General features: G+C 59.5%; 17 protein-coding genes. 11 read left to right on the top strand and 6 right to left on the bottom strand.

Annotated elements, in window-relative coordinates:
• Positions 1 to 51: 51 nt before the first annotated feature.
• From PVZ80_RS18995 to PVZ80_RS19040, 10 genes are all read left to right on the top strand, one after another.
• Complete coding sequence (locus tag PVZ80_RS18995; RefSeq protein WP_273864376.1) at positions 52 to 570, top strand: MarR family winged helix-turn-helix transcriptional regulator; 519 nt, start codon at positions 52 to 54, stop codon at positions 568 to 570.
• 147 nt (positions 571 to 717) lie between these two features.
• Positions 718 to 1,917 (top strand): MFS transporter, encoded by a 1,200-nt coding sequence (locus PVZ80_RS19000; RefSeq protein ID WP_273829719.1) that lies wholly within the window; start codon positions 718 to 720, stop codon positions 1,915 to 1,917.
• Between the two features lie 125 nt (positions 1,918 to 2,042).
• The gene (locus tag PVZ80_RS19005) at positions 2,043 to 2,849 is read left to right on the top strand and encodes an AfsA-related hotdog domain-containing protein (protein WP_273864377.1); all 807 of its coding nucleotides are present in this window, start codon (positions 2,043 to 2,045) and stop codon (positions 2,847 to 2,849) included.
• 52 nt (positions 2,850 to 2,901) lie between these two features.
• Entirely contained in the window at positions 2,902 to 3,600 is a 699-nt protein-coding gene (locus tag PVZ80_RS19010) for an HAD family hydrolase (RefSeq protein ID WP_273864378.1), read from the top strand.
• A complete protein-coding gene (locus PVZ80_RS19015) occupies positions 3,597 to 4,166 on the top strand; it encodes a DUF2165 family protein (protein ID WP_273864379.1) in 570 nt (189 codons plus the stop codon). The genes PVZ80_RS19010 and PVZ80_RS19015 overlap by 4 nt, the downstream gene beginning before the upstream one ends.
• The gene (locus PVZ80_RS19020; RefSeq protein ID WP_273864380.1) at positions 4,163 to 4,849 is read left to right on the top strand and encodes a hypothetical protein; all 687 of its coding nucleotides are present in this window, start codon (positions 4,163 to 4,165) and stop codon (positions 4,847 to 4,849) included. Before PVZ80_RS19015 ends, PVZ80_RS19020 begins: the two co-directional genes overlap by 4 nt.
• Positions 4,850 to 4,899: 50 nt before the next feature.
• Positions 4,900 to 6,144 (top strand): efflux RND transporter periplasmic adaptor subunit, encoded by a 1,245-nt coding sequence (locus PVZ80_RS19025; protein WP_435307281.1) that lies wholly within the window; start codon positions 4,900 to 4,902, stop codon positions 6,142 to 6,144.
• 17 nt (positions 6,145 to 6,161) lie between these two features.
• Positions 6,162 to 9,344 carry an efflux RND transporter permease subunit gene (locus PVZ80_RS19030; RefSeq protein WP_273864381.1) on the top strand — a complete coding sequence of 1,061 codons (3,183 nt, stop codon included), beginning with the start codon at positions 6,162 to 6,164 and terminating at the stop codon, positions 9,342 to 9,344.
• Positions 9,341 to 10,741: an efflux transporter outer membrane subunit gene (locus PVZ80_RS19035; protein WP_273864382.1), complete on the top strand. Its 1,401-nt coding sequence runs from the start codon at positions 9,341 to 9,343 to the stop codon at positions 10,739 to 10,741. The genes PVZ80_RS19030 and PVZ80_RS19035 overlap by 4 nt, the downstream gene beginning before the upstream one ends.
• A 32-nt stretch (positions 10,742 to 10,773) precedes the next feature.
• Entirely contained in the window at positions 10,774 to 11,250 is a 477-nt protein-coding gene (locus PVZ80_RS19040) for a RidA family protein (RefSeq protein WP_273864383.1), read from the top strand.
• A gap of 58 nt (positions 11,251 to 11,308) precedes the next feature.
• Here PVZ80_RS19040 and PVZ80_RS19045 read toward each other — a convergent pair whose 3' ends face one another.
• Positions 11,309 to 11,554, bottom strand: coding sequence for a hypothetical protein (locus tag PVZ80_RS19045; protein WP_273829711.1), 246 nt, complete (start codon positions 11,552 to 11,554; stop codon positions 11,309 to 11,311).
• A 1,095-nt stretch (positions 11,555 to 12,649) separates the two neighbouring features.
• Between PVZ80_RS19045 and PVZ80_RS19050 the strand changes: the two genes are divergently transcribed.
• A complete protein-coding gene (locus PVZ80_RS19050) occupies positions 12,650 to 13,426 on the top strand; it encodes a hypothetical protein (RefSeq protein WP_273864384.1) in 777 nt (258 codons plus the stop codon).
• 401 nt (positions 13,427 to 13,827) lie between these two features.
• Here PVZ80_RS19050 and PVZ80_RS19055 read toward each other — a convergent pair whose 3' ends face one another.
• From PVZ80_RS19055 to PVZ80_RS19075, 5 genes are all read right to left on the bottom strand, one after another.
• Positions 13,828 to 14,829: a fimbrial protein gene (locus PVZ80_RS19055; protein WP_273829709.1), complete on the bottom strand. Its 1,002-nt coding sequence runs from the start codon at positions 14,827 to 14,829 to the stop codon at positions 13,828 to 13,830.
• A 356-nt stretch (positions 14,830 to 15,185) separates the two neighbouring features.
• On the bottom strand, positions 15,186 to 15,812 hold the full coding sequence (locus PVZ80_RS19060; RefSeq protein WP_273829708.1) for an IbrB-like domain-containing protein: 627 nt from the start codon (positions 15,810 to 15,812) through the stop codon (positions 15,186 to 15,188).
• The gene (locus tag PVZ80_RS19065; protein WP_273829707.1) at positions 15,802 to 16,242 is read right to left on the bottom strand and encodes a GNAT family N-acetyltransferase; all 441 of its coding nucleotides are present in this window, start codon (positions 16,240 to 16,242) and stop codon (positions 15,802 to 15,804) included. The genes PVZ80_RS19060 and PVZ80_RS19065 overlap by 11 nt, the downstream gene beginning before the upstream one ends.
• Positions 16,239 to 17,465, bottom strand: coding sequence for a DUF3440 domain-containing protein (locus PVZ80_RS19070; RefSeq protein ID WP_273864385.1), 1,227 nt, complete (start codon positions 17,463 to 17,465; stop codon positions 16,239 to 16,241). The genes PVZ80_RS19065 and PVZ80_RS19070 overlap by 4 nt, the downstream gene beginning before the upstream one ends.
• A 466-nt stretch (positions 17,466 to 17,931) precedes the next feature.
• Positions 17,932 to 20,913, bottom strand: coding sequence for an ATP-binding protein (locus PVZ80_RS19075; RefSeq protein ID WP_273864386.1), 2,982 nt, complete (start codon positions 20,911 to 20,913; stop codon positions 17,932 to 17,934).
• Positions 20,914 to 21,075: the final 162 nt, after the last annotated feature.

Here is a 21,075-nt window from a genome sequence, read left to right on the forward strand (position 1 = left end):
CTAAGTGGGATCGAACATGTGTAGCATGCTACGAAGATAGGTACATAAATAATGTTCGAACTCAAAGATCTCCCCTCTCGAGAGACACTCGCGCGTTTCGGCAAGCTCTACGACAACCCTGACGTCGAAGGGCTCTACACCTGGCTGGTGTGGGCATCGGGGACCGATGAAATGCTGTCCGCTTTCAACACCAATCTAGCACGCGAGGGGCTCGCGCAAACGCCGTTCTTCGTCCTGCTGTTGCTCAAGCGCAATCCGGACGGACTCACCATTGGTGCATTGGCCGATGGTGTGGCCGTGGCTTCGCAGACCATGACGCGTGCGGTGAAGCAGATGGAGGCCTCCGGTCTGTGTACCAAGCATCCAGATCCGCATGACGGAAGGCACTGGATTGTTCGACTCACGCCCGAGGGAGACAGCACCCTGAGCCGCGTGCTACCGAAGCACTATGCCTGGGTGGCCAAATTCATGAGCCATTTCAGTGAGGACGAGCGGGACGTCCTGGTGAAGCTGATGTTGAAGGTGGCCCCGGCGCTCCACCGAATCCGTCTTGAAGGCGAACTCGGCTGACAAGCCGGGTTTTTTGATACATATGTAGCACGCTACACAGCAACCTACAAATAATTACACCTGAGGTTCCGTCGTATCGAGTCCGCCGGCACGGAGACTGCGGCGCGCTTGATGACCTGGCCCATTCGTTTAACGAGATATGTAGCAATGCACAAATCTACCCCTGACATGACTCAGCAGCACACGATCACTTTGCTGATGCAAATGGTCTTCTGCGCACTGGCGGTTGTTTCACTTCTTTATATCCCGGTCCCCATCCTGCCGATGCTGGCGACTGCCTATCAGCTGCCGCAGGAGCACGCCGGTCTCGCCCTAGGCGCCTTCGGCATGGCCTATGCGACCGGATTCATGGTGTTCGGCCCGCTGTCAGACCGCCTGGGACGCAGAACGGTGATGGTCGGCGGCCTGGTGTTGCTGGCAATCATCACTCTGGGGCTGGTATGGGTGACCACGCCGGGATTGTTCATTGCAGGCCGGGCATTGCAGGGCTTTGCAGCAGCGTCCTTCCCACCGGTGGCTCTGGCCTATCTGTCCGAACGCGGGACGCCCAAACAACGCGTCTGGGGCGTGGCCTGGATGAGTACGGCATTCCTCTCGGCGGGCCTTCTGGGGCAAATCTACGGCAGCGTCGTTGCCGCTCGCTGGGGCTTTAGTTGGGCCCTGGTCCCGTTGGTGGTCATCTATGCCTTGACCGCGCTGCGGATGTCGGCAGCCCCGGAGAGCAATGAAGTTCGACGCCCACAACCCTCGCTGTGGGCAGGGTATCGGCAGATCTTCACGTTGTTGGGAAATCCGGCGCTGCGCCGCGTGTACCTGCCTGCGCTGCTACTGCTCATGTCCTTCGTCGCGTTCTACATCGGAATGGATATGCACCTGGGCGCCGCTCTTGAAGCGCAGGGGCTCAGCGGCATGCAGGCCCGGGGCGTGGCCTTGCCGGCATTTCTCGCTCCGTTGCTGGCCCCCAAGTTGATCGGCCGCTGGGGCGCTCATCGGGTCGCGACTGCGGGGTTGAGCATCGCCGCGATTGGCCTCGCACTATGCGCGGGCGCTGGCGAAGGTCGCATTGCACTGCTGCTGGCAGCAAGCGTGATCTACGTCGCCGGCGTGGCGATCAGCGTTCCTGGACTGATCGCACGCATCGCGGCAACCACTTTGCCTGAAGTCCGCGGATTGGCGGTGTCGTTCTACACCTTCGTGCTTTTCATCGGCGCGAGTTTGGGCCCGTGGCTCGCCAATAGCAGCCGCGCATGGGCGGTGGAGTCGCTGTTTCTGGTTCTCGCGGCGGGGCTCGCTCTCGCCGCGATCTTTAGCGCAGCGCGAGGGGATACACACCTTCGTGCACGCTAATCAAGCGACCTGAATTTCCACGGCAGGACAAGGGTGGGGAAGCGGGTCTGTATCCAAGTAAACCGGTAACAGCCCGTGCGACCTGCCGATGGCCCGGACGAAGTGGAATGAAAGGAACACCAGTAATGGGAATCTATGTAGTTGTTGCAAATCAGTTCGAGGATTTTGCTCGACATGGACACGTGCTCTCCTACAGCACGCTTTTGCAGGCGCTGAAGACGCCGGGAGCAATTGAACTGAAAGGCAGCAGGATCATTGCTGGCCAAGGACTCGGCCGCAAGGAAATTCAGCATGCGTATCGCCTGGCGGTAGACAGTGGCTATGGAAGTGAATTCGAACACTGGCACATGTGGTCTGAGGCAGAACTGGCGAGCGAGGACCTCTCTCACAAGCGCCACCGCAAGAACGTGCTGATCTCGATTCCCGACCGGACCGACGAGGGCGTCTATACCGCCAGCCTGCTACTCCATGCCGAAAACGAGTTGATGCTCGACCATCTCACAGGGCAGCACGTGCAAGGCATGGTCCTGCTTGAGGCATGCCGCCAGATGTTTCTGGCGGTCACGGAGCGCTTCCATCTGGACGACTATGCGCCGCAGAAGCGCTACTTCGTCCTGAACGAAATGAGCGTCCGGTACACCGCCTTCGCGTTTCCGCTACCGGCACAGATCCGCTATCGCCTTCTCCATAGAAAACAACCGCGTGCCGATCGCGTCGAGGTTCAGGCGCAGATGGAAGTCTGGCAGGACGGGAAACTCGTTACCGAGGTGGACGTGGCGTTCTCCGTGATGGATGCCGAACGGCTCGGCAAGCGCGAGGCCACGCTTGCCGAGCGGGCCATTTCGTCACACGTCAGCTCGTTGCGTCAGCGTCTGCGCATGCCACCTCGAGCAGATGTGCACGTGATGACTGAGCCAATCTCGCCCCTTTGATCCACGCGGCCGCATTGCACCCTCGTGCAAGCGGCCCTCTCGAGTAATCGACATGACAATACGAAGAATCGCATTCTTTGACGTCGATGAAACGCTCATCGACCTCAAGAGCATGTTTAGTTTCAGGAGCTTCTATTTTCGTCAGCTGTGGGGCCAGGAGTCTGGCGCCAAGGCCGAAAATGCCGCGGCCAAGCGCATCGATCAATACGTTCTTGAAGGCCGCGATCGTTCTGCTATCAACACCCTGTTCTATGAGGACTTTCGCGATCACCGGCCTGATCGGCTGGCCGAGGCAGTCCAGGACTGGTACGCGCAGGAAAGGGCGCGCCCCGGGTTCTTCATCCAGCCTGCGTTGGAAGCACTTCGAGCGCATCAACGCAACGGCACCGACGTGGCCTTCGTTTCGGGCTCGGCAGTTCAATTCCTGGCGCCGCTGGCAGCCGAGCTGGACGTCACCCATGTCCTGGCGAATCGGCTGGAAACACGCAACGAACGCTTCACGGGCCAGTTGATTCCCCCGCAGACCATCGGAACAGGCAAGTGGGAAGCGGCGTTGGGCTTGATGAATCAGTTGGGGGTGTTGGCGGCCAATTGTTACGCCTACGGGGATCACCTGTCAGACCTCGCGCTGCTGATGAACGTCGGCAGCCCCACCGTCGTTGCGCGTGATCCGGCTTTGGTCAGGCACGCCGAGCAACTGGGCTGGCCCATCCTATGGCCCGCCTCCTCCACTCAAGGAGGAACGCCATGATGTCCTTTCACGCGTTCTCCTTTAGCCGCCTGGCGGTGGTGGCCGGCCTTGCACTTTGGTTGAGCATTGCCGTGCTGAACAACCTGTGCGACCCCGAAACGAACCGCTTCCATATCGGCAACACCCTTTCCATGGTGCTGTTGGAAGAGGAAGAGCTCCTGGGATCGGCATTGCGTTGGCGCGCCTGGCCAGCCCAATGGGCCGCGGCCGTTTTGTACGCCGTGGCAGGCATCCAGGTCTTGGTCTCGCTACTGCTCTGGTACGCCGCCTTCAGCTACGCCAGGGCCTGGAGGCGCAAGAGCTTGGCCCTGCTCAACCTCGCGCGCAACCGAGCCGTCATCGCGTTGACCTGCTTTCTACTGCTCTGGTTTGGCTTCATCTGTGGCGGACTGTGGTTCGGCTACTGGCTGAAGCAGGGCGCCATCCAGTCCGTGCACTTGACCCTGATTCTGATTGGGCTCCTTGCGCTGCTGTTCGTGCAAGGCGAGGCCCCGTCGCAGCCGGCCACGCCCACTGCAGTGTCCACCGAACCCGGTGACCCATCACTCCATAGGAGTCTTCCATGACCACGCCCCGTATCACCGCAGGCCTGGCGCTCGCCGTTGCGCTCGTAGCGAGCGCAGCCAACGCCAGTAACGAAATCGAATCGCCCCAGGAGATCTCAACCATGAATCAGGCCGTCAACAACGTTGTCGCTATTCCGTCCTCTCACCAAGAAACCTTCCAACGCGCCGTGGCTGTCGATGGCGAGTTCGCAGTGCTCTCCCGGTATGAGCGAGCCGATGGTCGTAACGCCGGCCTGGGCGGTGAGCATTTCAGCACAGTGGTATCCGACGCAGGGATTTTGAAGGGTTTCGCCAACATGTCGTTGGATCTGGTGGGCAAGACTTTGCCCTCACGTGAGCGCTCCGAGGCGATCGCCCGGGACTTTCTCCAGCAGTATGCCCCGGACCTGTTGGAGCAGATGAGAATCAGCTGGATCGAGCCGCACGACGAACCGCTAAAAGTGATGCGTAATGGGCGTGAGGAGATCGTCACTCTCACCGGCATGAAGATCAAAGCACGCAACCTGGCCGATGGCCGCTGGTTCTGGGTCATCGTCGGCGGCGATGCCAAGCCGATGGTGTTCGAGCGAGACATTGTGTGGATCACCTTCCCAGGCAAGCGCAAGACCGAGAAGTGGCTGCATGACAGCTGGCTCGCCGAACTGCCGCTGGGAGATGTCAGCAAACGTACCCAAGCGCTCTAGCCGCTTCAAGAACCGCGACGTACACCCTGCATCTTCTTATGGAGTGAGACATGCGTATTTCGATTTCCGCCAGCATTCAACTCGCTATGGCCATCGCTACCACCAGCATGTTGGTTGGCTGCGGCCCAACTGATACCGGCCCGACAGCAGCACAGCCACCGCCCGCCGTCAGCGTCGCGCAGGTGATCGTTCACCCCATCAGCGACTGGGATGAGTTCTCCGGCAGGCTCCAGGCCCCTGAGTCAGTGGAGCTTCGTCCTCGGGTATCCGGGCATATCGATCGGGTCCTGTTCCGGGATGGTTCGCTTGTGAAGAAAGGCACCGTCCTGTTTCAGATCGACCCCAGGCCCTTCCAGGCAGAGGTCGACCGCTTGGAGGCCCAGCTGCAACAGGCCCGTGCCATCCAGGTGCGGGCAGCCAGCGAGGCCGGACGGGGGGAACGACTGCGGGCGAGCAATGCCATCTCGGTTGAGCTGGCCGATGCGCGCAAGACGGCGCATCAGGAAGCCACGTCTGCCGTTGCGGCGATCAGTGCTCAGCTCAAGGCAGCACGACTGAACCTGAGCTTCACGCGTATTACCGCGCCCATTGATGGGCGCATCAGCCGCGCTGAGGTCACCGCCGGCAACCTGGTCAACGAGGGGACGACGCTGTTGACGACGTTGGTGGAGACCAAAGAGTTGTATGCGTACTTTGATATCGATGAAGCCACCTATGTGAAGCAACTTCGCCGTCTGCGCGGTGACGATGCCGCACACTCCTCGCGCGTTCCGGTTCAACTAGCATTGAGCTCAGATGAAAGGCCCCAGTACGAAGGACATCTGGATTTCGTCGACAATCAGGTCAGTCCGCTCACCGGTACCATGCGCGCGCGCGCCGTCATCGACAACGCTACGTACCAGCTCACGCCTGGACTCTTCGTCCGGCTGCAGCTCCCAGCCAGTGACACCTACCCCGCTACGCTGGTTCGAGACGAAGCTGTCGGCACCGACCTGGGCAACCGTTTTGTCCTGGTGCTGGGCGAGGACGCGGTAGTGAGCTATCGCGCGGTCCAGCTCGGCCCCAAGGTAGAGGGCTTGCGCGTGATTCGCGATGGTCTGAGGGAAGGGGACCAGATCGTGGTCAATGGGCTTCAGCATACCCGGCCTGGCGCCACGGTTGTCCCTGAGCAGGTGGCCATGGCGACTGATGAGGTGCTCGCGCGCCTGGCACGGATGAAGACCGCCAGCGACCCTCTGCCTGTCGTCAAATCGGCCCAGGACAGCGAGTCGGCGCGTGCTGCGCCGAACAGCTGAGAACGAGGAACCTTGCCATGAACTTCTCGCAATTCTTCGTTCGGCGCCCGATCTTCGCCATTGTCCTGTCTCTGCTGATCCTGATCGCCGGCGCCGTCTCGTTGTTTCAGTTGCCTGTCAGCGAGTACCCGGAAGTTGTTCCCCCCACCATCGTGGTGCGGGCACAGTTTCCTGGCGCCAACCCTGACGTGCTCGGCAAGACCGTCGCTTCGCCCCTGGAGCAAGCGATCACCGGCGTGGAGAACATGCTCTACATGGCCTCCCAGTCGACCGCGGACGGTTCGATGACGCTGACGCTGACCTTCGCGCTCGGCACCGATCTCAATGCAGCGCTGGTGCAGGTGCAGAGCCGGGTGACCCGGGCGACCACCCAGCTTCCACCTGATGTGCAGCGGCTTGGCGTGACGGTGGACAAGACCTCGCCTGCCCTCGCCCAGGTGGTTCACCTGTATTCCCCGAGTGGCCAGTACGATCCGACCTATCTTGCCAACTATATGGCGATTCACGTCATCGACGAGTTGTACAAGATCGAGGGGGTCAGCGACATTCGGTTGCTGGGTATGGGCGACTACGCCATGCGGGTGTGGCTGGATCCGGACAAGGTGGCGTCCTACAACCTGGTAGCGGCGGACGTGATTCGCGCCATTCGCGAGCAGAACCGGGAGGTCGCGGTTGGTTCACTCGGCGCACCGCCAAATGCGAGCGACAGCGCGTTCCAGTTGCTGATCAACGCCCAGGGGCGACTGGTCGACGAGGAGGATTTCGAGCGCATTATCGTGCATGTCGGCAAGCACGGCGAAGTGGTCCGACTGCGCGATATCGCGCGCATTGAACTGGGCTCAAGCCAATATGCGCTGCGCGCACATCTGGACGGACATCCCTCTGCGGCGTTGCAGATCTTCCAGAACGCCGACGCCAATGCAATCGAGTTGTCCGACCGGCTTCGCCATCGAATGGTCGAACTGGCGCGCGACTTCCCGCCGGGTGTCGAGCACTCGATCGGCTATGACCCGACCATTTTCGTTCGCAGTTCGATTACCGCTGTGGTGTACACCTTGCTGGAGGCGGTGGCGCTAGTCGTACTCGTCGTCATCCTTTTCTTGCAGACCTGGCGCGCGTCGATCATCCCGCTTGCAGCAGTACCGGTGTCCCTGGTTGGCACATTCGCGGTCATGCAGATGCTGGGCTTCTCCATTAACGCGCTTTCGCTGTTCGGCCTGGTGCTGGCCATCGGAATCGTGGTGGACGATGCCATCGTGGTGGTGGAAAACGTCGAGCGCAACATCGGCCTGGGCAAATCTCCCGTCGAGGCGACACGCCAGGCCATGAAGGAAGTCACCGGCCCGGTTGTCGCTACTGCGCTGGTGCTGTGCGCCGTCTTCATTCCCACCGCCTTCATCTCCGGCCTCACGGGACAGTTCTATCGGCAGTTTGCGCTCACCATCGCCATCTCGACGGTGATCTCGGCGTTCAACTCGCTGACCTTGTCGCCGGCGCTGGCTGCGATGCTGCTCCAGGAGCATGGTGCACCCAAGGACCGGTTGTCGACGTTGATCGAGCGGTTGTTCGGCGGATGGCTGTTCCGCCCTTTCAACCGCCTGTTTCAGAAGGCCAGCGGCGGGTATGTTGCTCTGACCACCCGTTTGCTGCGCGCCAGCTCGATCGTTCTGGTGTTGTATGTCGGGTTGGTGGGGCTGGCCTATCTCGGCCTGGAAAGAACCCCCACGGGATTCATCCCGCAGCAGGATAAGCAGTACCTGGTGGCTTTTGCCCAACTGCCTGAGGGCGCCAGTCTGGACCGCACCGAGTCGGTCATTCTGCGGATGTCCGAACTCGCCCTGGAGCACCCGGGCGTGGCCAATACGGTCAGCTTCAGCGGGCTGTCGATCAACGGCTTCGTCAACAGCGCCAGCGCAGGGCTGATGTTCATTCCCCTCAAGTCGTTCGATGAGCGAAAGGACGCATCGATGTCCGATGTGGCCATTGCTCAGGCCCTGGGCGCCAAGTACGGCCAGATCAAGGAGGCCTTTGTGATGGTGGTGCCGCCACCACCGGTGGAAAGCCTGGGCACGATCGGCGGATTCAGAGTGCAGATCGAGGACCGAGGCAGCCTGGGACACGAAGCGCTGTTTCGTCAGGTACAAGCTGTCGTGGACAAGGCAAGGGCACTGCCGGAGCTGGCGGGCGTGTTCTCCGGCTACCAGGTGAACGTACCGCAACTCGATGCGCAGATCGATCGGGACAAAGCGAAGGTTCAGGGCGTGGCGATCGATGACATCTTCGACACCCTGCAGGTGTACCTGGGCTCGATGTATGCCAATGACTTCAACCGTTTTGGGCGGACCTACCATGTGACCGTCCAGGCCGAACAGGCGTTTCGCATGGCGCCGGAGCAGATCGGCAGGTTGAAAGTGCGCAATCGGAACGGCGAGCTGGTTCCGCTGTCGTCGTTCGTGCGCGTTCAGGAGTCAGCGGGCCCCGACCGCGTGATGCACTACAACGGCTTCCTGACTGCCGAGATCAATGGCAGTCCTGCCCCCGGGTTCAGTTCCGGGCAGGCCCAGGCCGCCATCGAACGGCTGCTGCAGGAGGAGTTGCCTAACGGCCTGGCCTACGAATGGACCGAGCTGACCTACCAGCAGATCCTCGCGGGCAACACAGCGTTGTTTATCTTCCCTTTGTGCGTGCTGCTGGCCTTCCTGGTACTGGCTGCGCAGTACGAAAGCTGGAGTCTGCCACTGGCAGTTGTGCTCATCGTTCCGATGACCTTGTTGTCGGCCATTGGAGGGGTTCTGCTCACCGGGGGGGACAACAACATCTTCACCCAGATCAGCTTGATCGTGCTTGTGGGGCTGGCATGCAAGAACGCCGTCCTGCTGGTCGAGTTTGCGCGGGAGAGACAGGAACAGGGCCTGGACCGCGCCAGCGCGGTGCTTGAGGCCTGCCGCCTGCGCCTGCGCCCGATCCTGATGACCTCTATCGCTTTCATTATGGGTGTGGTGCCTCTGGTGTTGTCGAGCGGCGCCGGCGCCGAGATGCGCCGTGCCATGGGGGTAGCGGTGTTCTCGGGCATGCTCGGAGTCACCGTCTTCGGACTGTTGCTGACTCCGGTCTTCTACGTGTGGCTGCGCAAGATGGTGGAGCACCGTGTCACACGTCGCGCCACCGTGGCCAAGCCCCTGCTGGAGGAGAAGGTATGAGCTGCCACATTCGAAATGTAGGTATCCCCCTTATCGCAGTGATGTTGGCAGGCTGCGCGGTCGGACCTCACTACAAACAACCGGTGTTGCCTTCAGCCGCCGTGATGGCCTCCCAGGATGGGAAAAACTACGACAAGGGGCGTTTTGAGGTGCTCTGGTGGCGGCAGTTCGAAGATCCAGTGCTGGACCGGCTTGTCATACGGTCACTGGAGGGGAACCAAGACCTCAAGGCAGCTTTTGCCCGGTGGAGGGTGTCGCGCGCCTTACGCGACGACGCCGCAAATGATCGCTTCCCGATCGTCACAAGCCGTGCCAGTGCCGATCTTGGCAAGGGGCAACAGCCAGGCCTGACCGAGGCGCGCGTGAACCAGGAACGCTACGACCTGGGGCTGGACACAAATTGGGAACTGGACCTGTTCGGCCGCATCCGGCATCAGTTGGAGTCCAGCGAGGCCCGAAGCGAAGCCGCCCAGGCTGATCTTCAACAGTTGCAGGTGAGTCTGATCGCAGAGCTGGTCGACGCATACGGCGGGCTTCGCGGCGCGCAGTCGAGAGAGCGCATTGCCCAGGCAAACCTTGGCAACCAAAGCGGCTCGCTCAATCTGACCGAGCGGCGCCGGGAAGCCGGAATTGGCACCGACCTGGATGTGCTGCGGGCGCAGGCCCGCCTCCAGGCCACGCAGTCGCAGATCCCTGGGCTTCAGGCCGAGGCGGCACGCGCCAGGCATCGAATCGCCGTGCTGCTGGGAATGCGTCCAGACGAGCTCACCGAGGACCTGTCGCCCCAAGTTTTGCCGGCAATCGCCACAGCGCTGCCTATCGGCGATCCCGCGGACCTGCTGCGCCGGCGGCCCGATATCCGCGCAGCCGAACGGCGCTTGGCTGCCAGTACGGCCGAGGTTGGCGTTGCTACAGCTGACCTGTTTCCACGGGTCAGTCTGAGTGGCTTTCTGGGATTCACCGCCGGGCGCGGGTCGCAACTTGGCTCGGCGGCCGCCAAGGCCTGGAGCGTCGCCCCAACGCTCACCTGGAGTGCATTGGACTTAGGCAGCGTGCGGGCTCGCCTGCGCGCTGCGCAAGCCGGGTCGGATGTCGCCATGGCGCAGTACGAGCAGCAGGTGCTGTTGGCCCTGGAGGAGACCGCCAACGCTTTCAGCGACTATGCCAGGCGCCAGGAGCGACTGGTGGCGCTGACGCGTCGCAGCGATGCCAGCCGCGGTGCGGCACAGCAGGCATCGATCCAGTACAGCGAAGGTGTTGTGGATTTTCTCGTCCTCCTGGATGCAGAGCGTGAGCAGCTGGCCGCGGAGGATGCCCAAGCCGAAGCGGAAGTGGATCTGTACCGCGGCATCGTCGCCATTTACCGAGCCCTCGGTGGGGGCTGGCAACCTGCCTGAAACCCAATTTTCTCAAAGGAGTATCTCAACGCATGAAAGCACTCGTAGTTGCCTGCTTGATAGCTAGCGCGGCCAGCTCATTGCCCGTGTTTGCGGCAGGTTCCCCCAACTCCAGCAGCGGAGAAAACTCAATGATCACCAGAACGAACTATCCCGCCTTGCCCGAGCCAGCAGGCCCGTACTCGGTGGCAGTGCGCCACAACAACACCTTGTACTTATCCGGCATGACAGCCTTCGGCACCCCGGCCCAGGGCAAGGATATCGCCAGGCAAGCAGAGGCGATCTTCGAGCAGATGCAACGAGTCACGCAGGCCGAAGGCATTGGCATGCGTGAGCTCATCAAGGTGACGATTTTCGTAACCTCCATGGACGATGTCGGGGCACTGCGCAGTGTCTTGTCCAGGCACTATGACGGCTCGTATCCAGCCAGCTCCCTGGTCAAGGTGGCCGGGTTGTTCTCAGAGGACGTCAACATCGAGATCGAAGCGGTGTTCGCCTTACCCGGCTAAGCCCAAGGGGACGTTGACACGAGGGCAGAAGGTGGGACACACCTTCTGCCCTCACTTGCTAGTGAAGCTGCTTTGGCCAATGCTCGGACGCGATGTCGTTGGTGACGTTCCTGATCCGATCCAGCAACGCCAGGAACTCCTCCTCTCCGCTCAGCAGGCGAGTGAACGCTGCACACTGGCAAAGGATGGATTCCAGCAGCAATCGTTGTTCTTCTCCAGTGCCGCACTCCGTAATGCCTGATTGAATCAGGTCGAATGCCCGCTCCGCATGCGCTCCAATCGTCACTAATCTCAAACTATCCATAACCAACTCTCCCTCTTGCGGCCCCTTAAATGAGGCACTTCCTGGCAAATGATGACAACAATGCACGCGCCAGATCCGGTGCATTCGCACGCAACGCGGCCAGATCATTACTGCATTCAACCGCTCAAACAAGATGGCCGGCCCGCCGCAGCGTTTCCAATAGGAGACAGCGGCTCAACTTGGCAGGAATTCACCTGGCCGCAAACCCGCTTGCAAGGCATGACCTTCCCAAGCCGTACGATCCTGGAAAAGCCTATATATCAAGGAAAAACCTACTATGGACGACAATCCGAACAGGCTAATGTGCACGTGTAGCCAAACCAATTTGGTCCAGATCGAATCTTTATTCTTAGGATTATTCCGCCTTTATTTGCGAATAATCTGAAGAAAAAATAGTTCCCGCCTCGATACGGACCGCACTTCGTATAGCCAGGCTATATTGGCAACAGTTCCAGATGCGAAATACGGCCTGAGCATCCTCCCAATCTAGTTCAATAGCCGACTTCAGCCACGACGAATTCCGGACCCAAAGTCGCAATCATCCTCGCAGTTCTCCGTGCCGGCGGGCTGCGGGTTTTGGCTCGACCCCAGGCTGGGGTTGAGCTTTTTTTTCGAGTGCCACTTCGTGTTTTGAAACACTGTTGCGGCGTAGAAACATATGTACGCCGTTATGTCATTCTGACTGATCGGATCGGATCAAAGAGAATGAAATAGAGATAGTTCCCATATTCTCGACGCAGTTGATATAGGAAGATTTTGGTATCGGCAGAGTGCTTTTTTAACAAGCCGCCGCCCTTAGACCGAAATCCCACCTTCCTCCAATTGTTCCGGCAGACTTATCGGGGCCGTGACCTCGCCACCACTCCGGCTAGCCGATAGAGACCGCGGCGCTCCCTGTTCAGAATCGACAATCTTTGCCGGGATTCGTACAAGGCAACGAGAGATACCGGCATTGGAAGTCTGGGATGCACCTTGTGTTATCTCACGATGAAAAATCCAACTAGCGCGTTATTGAACATTAGAACGAAGACCCCTGCTTGCAAAAGGGTGCGAGGGCTACTGTTACAGCCAGCCTTTGCTTCAGATGGTGAAGTCGTGGAGTACGTTGTCCAGAACACGGGAAACCACACAGTCGCCCATCATGCTTTTGGCTCTCCGAAATCAATCCTGAAAAGTGCCATGGCGCTCTTTCTGCGCCACGGCAACTCCATCCCGTTCTCAATGCCCTACACCCCTGCAGGTGGCCGTCTCGATCCGCTATCGGCAGAGGACATGTGTAAGGAGCTTGGATTACGCGTTGTTGACGGGGGGCTGCACATCGACGCGTCAGAGCTTGAGCCCGCGCTTGCCCCGCAGATGAACTACCCGGCAAGCCACATCACCTTCACGGTGCCCCTATCAGAGTCACTGTGTGACAGGGCCTATGCATTTGCCCGATTCGAAGAGTTCCGTCCTCGCCTGCGAGTTGCCCTACTCCCTTTGACCAACGCGTCTGGGGAGCGCGGTCAAGCAGCTGTGAGGTCGGTGGGGCTTCACCTGAATATCCCGCATGGGGTTTCCGACTCCTCACTGCTTCAATCTCGGTTCTGCCAACTGCTGGAACTGGCCCGCACCAGTCGACTACAGGTTCTGGTGGGGGGGGCCGACATTGCAAGCGACTACTGGTGGATCCGCCAGTTCGACAAGGTGCAGCAATATGGCAACCTGTTGTCCCCCGTACTGAGCGCCGATTGCCTAGAAGCCATGCTGCATATCAGCAACCCGAGCTGGCGCAATTTTCGGGTTTCCGGGCGCTACGCGTTGCAGCACACTACGCCGCAGGCTCGCAGAGGCGCGGAGACATCGACATCGGTGGTCGCGCAGGCTGTTTAGCAATCCAGAATAGAAACGCGTGAGTTCTGCCAGGCAACAGTGCCGCTATCACTCGATGGCTACGGTGGCACCAGCCTGGCAGGTTCGATTCCGCAGAGAGGCAGCTAGCCTACCGGACCGTTTGAGAGCCAAGATGACCTGACTGGCTGATGAAGGGGCGCCGCCTTGCCTCAGATTGGATACGGACGGAGTGGCCGCCCTCAGGGTCGGGAGTGGTCAGGCGGGGGGGCATGGAAAGCTCTCGCGCATGTGGCCAAGAGCCTTGCTATACGTGGGGCACTGACCTCTTGAATTGTGAGTCCACAGAGGCCCGGCCGCCATCTACCGGCCAGTGCTGGACGGTAGACGGGCTTTGTGTGCAGGGGGCCGCGCAAGGTGCTCCTACATTGCATTCCGGAGGATCATTTGTAATACACCTCCAATTGCACAGCGGCTTCAAAATCTCCCAATTTGGCCGTATTGCTCAGCCAGCGAAGCTCTGCCGTGTAGTCCTTGACGGAAACTCTATTGGCGGTTTTCGCGACCAATTCGAAATCCCGGGCAAGCGGAATCGCTGAGGCATTTTCCTTCTTCAGCAATCGAATTCCCAACGAATTATTGTTGGAAGGAATCAAGGTGGTCCCGTCCGCGCCAATGCTTGCCTTCATAGGGAGAAATCGACCGGTGAGCCCGTAACTACTGTCGCAGTTCTTGGTCGATGTGATGCTGAAGCTCTCCTCTTTCACAACTTTGTTGGTTTGAGCCCCGAAAGAACTGATCGGGCCAAAGTCGATGACCCTTGGCGAGACCTCCACGGTCGAAGCGCAGCTGACGAATCGCATTGCATTCATACCAATAATGCCATATCCGAAACTGACGCCGGGAATATAAGGCGGGGGCGGCGGCGTGATATGTCCAGACATTTGGAACACCATATACGCCCCTCCCGGCACACCTGTCACTGGCCCCTCCTTGCCTGGGCCTGCCTCTGACCTTTTGGACAAGAAAACGCTAAAACTCAGAGGAACCCGAAGGGCCGTGGAATAACATCCTGCCGGGTTTTTACATGGTGGGATTAGATTGTATAAAACAATCTTCTTATTAGCCTCGCTCCATCGGTAGTCTACGCCGTTCAGGCGGATTCCCGCTTCGATCTCTGACCCCAGCAGCGTACCGGTAGGATCATTCGGCGCTAAGTACAGGGTTAAGTATTCACCATCAGCTACTCCTTGGTGCCAACACTGGATGTTGATGGTCTGCGGTTCCGAACGCCAGATAATGGTGTTCTTTGGCAACGTAGATGCCAGCGCAAGGGTAGGAACTTGTGCGGCCTCAATGTCTTGGTTGCCGTTCTTAAGACACGTGAGGGCGTAGCTGCTTTGAGCTGCGAGTAACCCCAGTGCAAGGATAATGAGTCGTAACATGGGCTTCACTTTTTGGAAGGCTCCTGGCGCCAATTGGCCGGAAATATGGCAAAGGGTAGTGATCACCTATTCTATTTGGCAGGGTCGCTGAGCTCGACAGGATCGTTCCTCAAATCCATCAGATCGGTCTGAGATCCGCAGCGGCATCGTGGGGTTACCTGACTAGCCACGCACCAAACCGTGTTGCAGTGGCGAGCCCCTGCTCGGTCAAGGTGGGGAGGCTTCTACCCTAGGGGTTGCCGCGGCCGAACTCAACTCCGACTGGGGCTACGTCGATGGTGCGCTGTACGATGAATATGAACACACCAGCCGTTCAACGCACGCATGCTCTCGCCGTGTCCGATGGCTAGTACAAATCACTCCCAGGACCGGGAGTAAGGGTGATCCTTGAACAGTTCCGGCAGGCCGGCCACCTGCTTGAAACGCAGGACTTCTTCGGCATCCATACCAAGTCGCTGTGCGACGACTTCTTCAGTCCACCCCGCCCGCAAGAGCGTGACAACGACCTCTGTCATCGGCTGGACACCGTGAATGCCGCGGGCACGGTTATGCCTGATCGTGGCGGCTATGCGGTCCTCACGCGCTGCTCGCTCGCTGCGGACGGTTACGACAGGCAGATACCCGTGAAGCCGCTCCTTGAGGGGTTTGGAACGCTTGCCCACTCGCTGGCGGTGAAACCCATCCACCACCACACGGCGCCCCTCTTCGGTATGCGAAACGATAGGCTGAGTGAAGCCATCGACATCAATCGAGTGCTCAAGCAGCTTCAACTCCGGAGGCGCTACGGAGTTGGGGTTGTAGTCGTTGCCTTCGACCTGCTCGCCTTCGACCCATTCAACGAAGTCGACCGGCTCGCCAGCAAAGGGGCTGTGCCCATGGAGGCTGCGGCGGATTCTGTTGATCGCCTCGATCTTCGTGTGCAGCGGGAGGGAATCGAGTTCTTCAAAGAGCAGAGCCGCTCGCTGTACTAGGCTATCGGGCATTTTGCTTCCTTTCGAGCGTTGCCCACTTTCCTCGCGTAGCACGCAGAGTAAAACCGTGAGGCTCGAGGAATGGAACTGAATTGTCGGGAACCCGTGTCGTACACGTCAACTGGTGGCAATCCACGTAGGTCAGCACCTGTTGACGCAGCGTTCTGAACACGCCGCGGCCACGCGCTTCAGCGCGTACGTAGGCTTCACGCCACATAAGGATGCCGCTCCGATGCTCGATGCTGGCAAAGCCGACCACGCGAGAATCGGCCTTATGGACAGCGACGAACCACCGATGAAACGGACTATCGTTGAGAGGGTAGCCGCCGCATTCACGGCGCACATGCGGGCTGGCAAAGAAGCGGCCGAGAAGCGAAAAGAAGCGTGCTTCGTCCTCCATAGAGCAGATCTCGGTGAACTCGTAGTGGGTAGAAGCATTCATGCCTTCACCTTGTTGCAGATGCCAAGCGCCTTCATGTCGCGCTGGGACGTGCTGAAAGACAGCGACCGGGCCATGTCCTGCTTGAGCAGTGCCATGGCTACCCTGCGCCAGGAGGGTTGCGCCTTGCGGTTTTCAAGCGCGGGCGTGCCGGCGTCTGGCCACACCTCCAGTGGGTAGCCATGTTCCCCCCACCACTTGATAAACCGTTGGATGCGTCGAAGGTAAATGCCCCGCAAAGGTGAGGGCATGCTCTCTAGGAGGAACTTGGCGTAAGCGCGCCAGGTGTCGAATGATGGCGGCAGGCCGAGTCCACCTCTGTAGCCCAGGAACCGCTGCCGGCAGTAGCGCGCGGCATAGTTCGCACCGGCTACCCGCCGGACGACACGGACCCAAGTCTGGGGCTCGAGCTTCTGGAACAAGTCCAGCCCTTTTCGCTGATCGTCGCCAAACGGCTGGCAGATGCGCATCTGGGAAAAGGGCAGCCCCGCGCGATACATCAGATCGTAGATTCGGTTGTAAGGCAGCCGGGCGCTGCCAACGTACTTCCAGATATCTTCAAATCGCCAGTCGTAGATTGGGAAAAACGTGACGCATCGATCATCCAGGAGCACGTCCCGAGAGCTCCATTGAATTGGAGTGGATGTGTCTGGCGGTGTCCACGCGCTTTTCTTCTGCTTGGCCCTCTTCTTGACTGCAAGATAGCGGTTCAATGACTCGTCCGAGCGGATTCCAACCAGAAACGCTGTCGACTTATCTTGCGAGAGCCAGGCATTGAAGGCCGGGAAGAACTCCTCGAACTCCATGCGATGGCGAAAGAACGGGAAGCGGTCGGGATCGTTGATCACCGCCGGATGCTTCGGCAGCGGGCGAATCCAGTCAGCTTCACGACCGGGTTCCCAAGAGCACCAGAAGGGCTCCTGCAGGCTCGATGCATTGCGCAAATTGATGGGCAGGCAAATCCACCATGGGTGCACGTCGTCTCGATCAAACATCTCTGTGACATGGTCGATCGTCGCTTGATACTGCCCTTCCAGATCAATGAACACGGCATGCACGGGCAAGCGCTTCAGTTCGCGGGCGACTTCCAGGGCCAGGTGGAGGGTGATAGAGCTATCCTTGCCGCCAGATAGCGCCACACAGACACGCTCAAAGTGTTCGAACACGAGTCGAATGCGCCTCTTGGCCGCGTCATAGACGTTGAGGTCCTGGTAGTCCTTGGCCAACTTCTCCCCCCTCCCTGTTCACCAACATCTCCTGAATGGTTGTCTGGGCTATCACCCCGACGCGTCAGCACTTCCCCAGCCTTCAATAGGCTCCGGCTGCAGCACTCGTGGATGAGCTGCAGCGGTGCTGGTAAGAGATCTTTAGCGGTCGGTTGTGAGCTATCTCGCCAGCCTGCGCGGATTTGCGAAACGGTAGCGCTTCCAATATGTCCAACCGCTCGAGGCCTGTGTAACAAGCCAGTCCGCACGGTGCCTGACCGACAAGGCCCTTGTCGGGTGGATCGCAGACTGGGGAGAATGGCGGCGGCATTGCAGTTCAAGTAAGGTCGTTCGCTGTCGGCCGATTTATGGTTTTGACAGCCCATGCTAATGGCGGATGCAGATCGCGACCAAGAGGACGTGTCTTGGTCATCCGGAGATATATCTGATTCTGCGGACAGACGCAGGCTGACTGCCCGCAGATCAGCTATGGCATGATTTCGCGCAGTGCCTGCTCCAGAATCTCGAGCGTTATCGGCTTGAACAAGATTCGATCCATTCCCGCATCGATGCCACGATAAGCCTCCTCTTCCTCGGCGCTTGCCGTGCACCCGAGGATGTAGCAACGGCGTCTACCACTGTTCGCCTCTTCCGCGCGGATCTTCTCGGAGAGCTCATAACCATTCATTCGCGGCATCTGGCCGTCCGTGACGACAAGGTCAAAAGTCCCCGCCTGCCACAGCTCCCATGCGCTCTGACCATCAACCGCCAGGGTGACCTGGTGGCCCAGCCGCTCGAGTTGCGCCTCGAGGGTAATCCGGTTGGCCAGATTGTCGTCGACCGCTAGGATGGACAACGCCACTTGGTGCTGCGTGGGCGCGGCAACGCGTGGCACGGGCGCTGCGACATCGTCCGTGGGGCTGGGCGCCTCACAAAGTGGCAATTCGAGCAGCACGCAAAAGCATGTTCCTTTACCGACCTCACTTTGCACACTCAGCGTCCCGCCCAGCAGTCCTACCAGACGCCGACTGATGCTCAAGCCCAACCCGGTGCCGAAGGGCTGGGCCTCTTGTGCTGATTCAACCTGGCTGAACGGCTCAAAGAGCGTCACTTGATCCTGTGGGGAAATGCCGATCCCGGTATCGACGACTTCTACGCGCAATTGGAGGTGGCCTGGCCGCGCTTTCACATTTGCTACGGCTCGTAGCGTCACCCCGCCTTGCTCGGTGAACTTGATCGCATTGCTCAGCAAATTGAATAGCACTTGCCGGAAGTGCATGCGGTCCATGAGAACCCACTGGTCAACATCACCCTCCAGGGTCGCCTTAAGCGCCAGGCCTTTCTGGCGGGCCATGCCCACGACAAGAGGAACGATCCCCTCGATCTCTGCGCGAACCATGACGGGCTTGGGAGCAGAGTCGACGCGGCCGCTTTCAATTCGAGCAAGATCCAGGACATTGCCCAGCAACAGAAGCAGGCCGCGAGCGGCATCTTGGGCGGTACCTAGAAGGCCTGATTCAATTTTTCCTTGTTGAGCGCGCTCAAGCACCAACTCCTGCAAGCCGATGATGGCGTTCAGGGGCGTGCGGATCTCGTGGCTCATCGTCGACAGGAAGACGCTCTTCGCCTGATTGGCCGCTTCCGCCTTTTCCCGTGCGATTTGCAGTTGTTTCTCGGCTCGGCGAGCCCGCTGAACCTGGCGAAAAAGGTAGAAGCCCCAGACCAGCGAGAGCACCAGCACCACGCCGAATGCGGCGATCAGCTGCAGGATGTTCGCGCGATGGTCTCGCCAGAAATCAAGGCCGGATGCAGGGTAACGGGGCCCCCACTTTTGTATGATATCGGCGAGCTCTTCCGGAGCGACCGCATACTGTGCTTTTTCAAGGATGCTTATCAGCAAGGGCTCCTTGACCGTAGCTCCGATGCTGACTGGACGTTCGAACTCAGACAGAACTCCGGTAACTGTTATACGGTCGTTGAAGCTTTGGGCCGAGATGAATCGGCCGGTGTACTCGCTTCCGACAAATGCGTCGCTACGGCCCTCGTCGACGCTGCGCATGGCCTCCAAGAAGTCCGGGTAGATCTGCAGTTTGATGTCCGGATACTGTTGCTCAATGATTGAGTTGATGAAGTAGCCCGATGGCGATGCAAGGCGCTTACCACGTAGATCGTTCAGGTCATAAGCATCAAATGTGTCGCCATGACCAAAGTTCGGAACGCCGCGGGTCATCAACACAACAGAACTTGGCAAATACGGAGGCAAGAGCTCAACACTTCCGTCCGGTTCGGTCTCCGTAGACATGATCGGCGTTAGCATCGCCTTACCTTCACGCAACAGGTTGCCAACCTGGGTATAGTTACTGGCGTAGATATACTTGAACTGAAGGCCGCTGCGCTGACCGATCAGGTCCAGGTAGTCCGGCCCGATACCCACCGCACCGCCCAGCGTATCGCGCTGGCCAAGCGCACCGAGCGTATCGTTTATCACCACCGGCACCACGGGGTGCGAGGACAGCCAGCGGTTCTCCGCAGGTGTCAACGCAATCTTGCTATCGCTGAGCCGCAGGTGTCTGCCTGCGCTCCAACTGCGCAAGATGTCATCACCATAGGTTGCGGTGATTTGAGGGAGCGTGCGATTGATCAGCGCATGAAGTCTTGTATCGGTGCCGCGAACCAGAAATCCGAATCCTTCAGCCTCCAGCGGTGCAAAATTCTCGATGCGCAGATTCAGCAGGTAGTAGGTGTTGATGGCATAGTGCGCGGCAACGGCGTCGATAATGGCGGCATCCGCGACGCCCAGGCTGACGGCTTCCGCCGCCAACTTCGGCGTGGCGTACCGCAGGATTTTGCTATTGGGGTAGACAGCCCGGACTTGATCGCTGGTGCGATAACTCGTCACCATCGCGATGCGGGAAACCGGAGCCTTCCGGTCAAAGGGCGCTCCGCGGCGGGTTATCAGTGCCGGCTGGTCCTGTAGGTAGGCTCGGCTCAACAGGAGCTTGTGATTGGTGGCTGCAAGTTCAGTTCCGCCGCCCAAAAGATCAATCTCGCCCCGCTCCAGCGCATCCAGCGCAGCTTCCCAGGAAGGAAACATCCGCACGGTAGGCGGCGCCTCCAGCAGGAGCGCCAGGTAGTCGACGGTTACCCCGCGGATCCGGTCGCCGCTCATGACGCTCAAGGGCGGATAGCCAGGGGGCATCATCCCCACGACGAGCGGCCCGCGCTCGGTAAGCCATTGGCGGTCTGCGGGCGTGAGCCAAGGTTGTGTGGATGAGCTGGTACCGGCCACCATTACGTATTGGGAGTCGGCAGGGGCTGCTACGCTGGAACACGCGGCAAGCAGCAGCCAGAGCACCACGGCAAAGGCGCATAGGCGAAAAACAGCGTTAGATAGCGCGAAACCGGCCCTCCCTGCGGTGGGCCATTGATGAAAGTGCCGGCCGGCAGTTGGAGAGAAGGCTTCCCTCATAATCAGTCGCAGTTCCTTGGATGGCAGCGTGGGCACGGCTTGGCCCCGATCGTCACTATAGCGATTTGCCGGATATCTCCAAAGTTCGAACCACGTTATTCTTGCAACTGCACAACAAGTCGGCCCGTCCAGGTCAATGGAAGGTCAACTTCGGCCAATCTT

The organism is Pseudomonas sp. B3G-3 (assembly GCF_028640915.1).
Lineage (GTDB): Bacteria > Pseudomonadota > Gammaproteobacteria > Pseudomonadales > Pseudomonadaceae > Aquipseudomonas > Aquipseudomonas chlororaphis_I.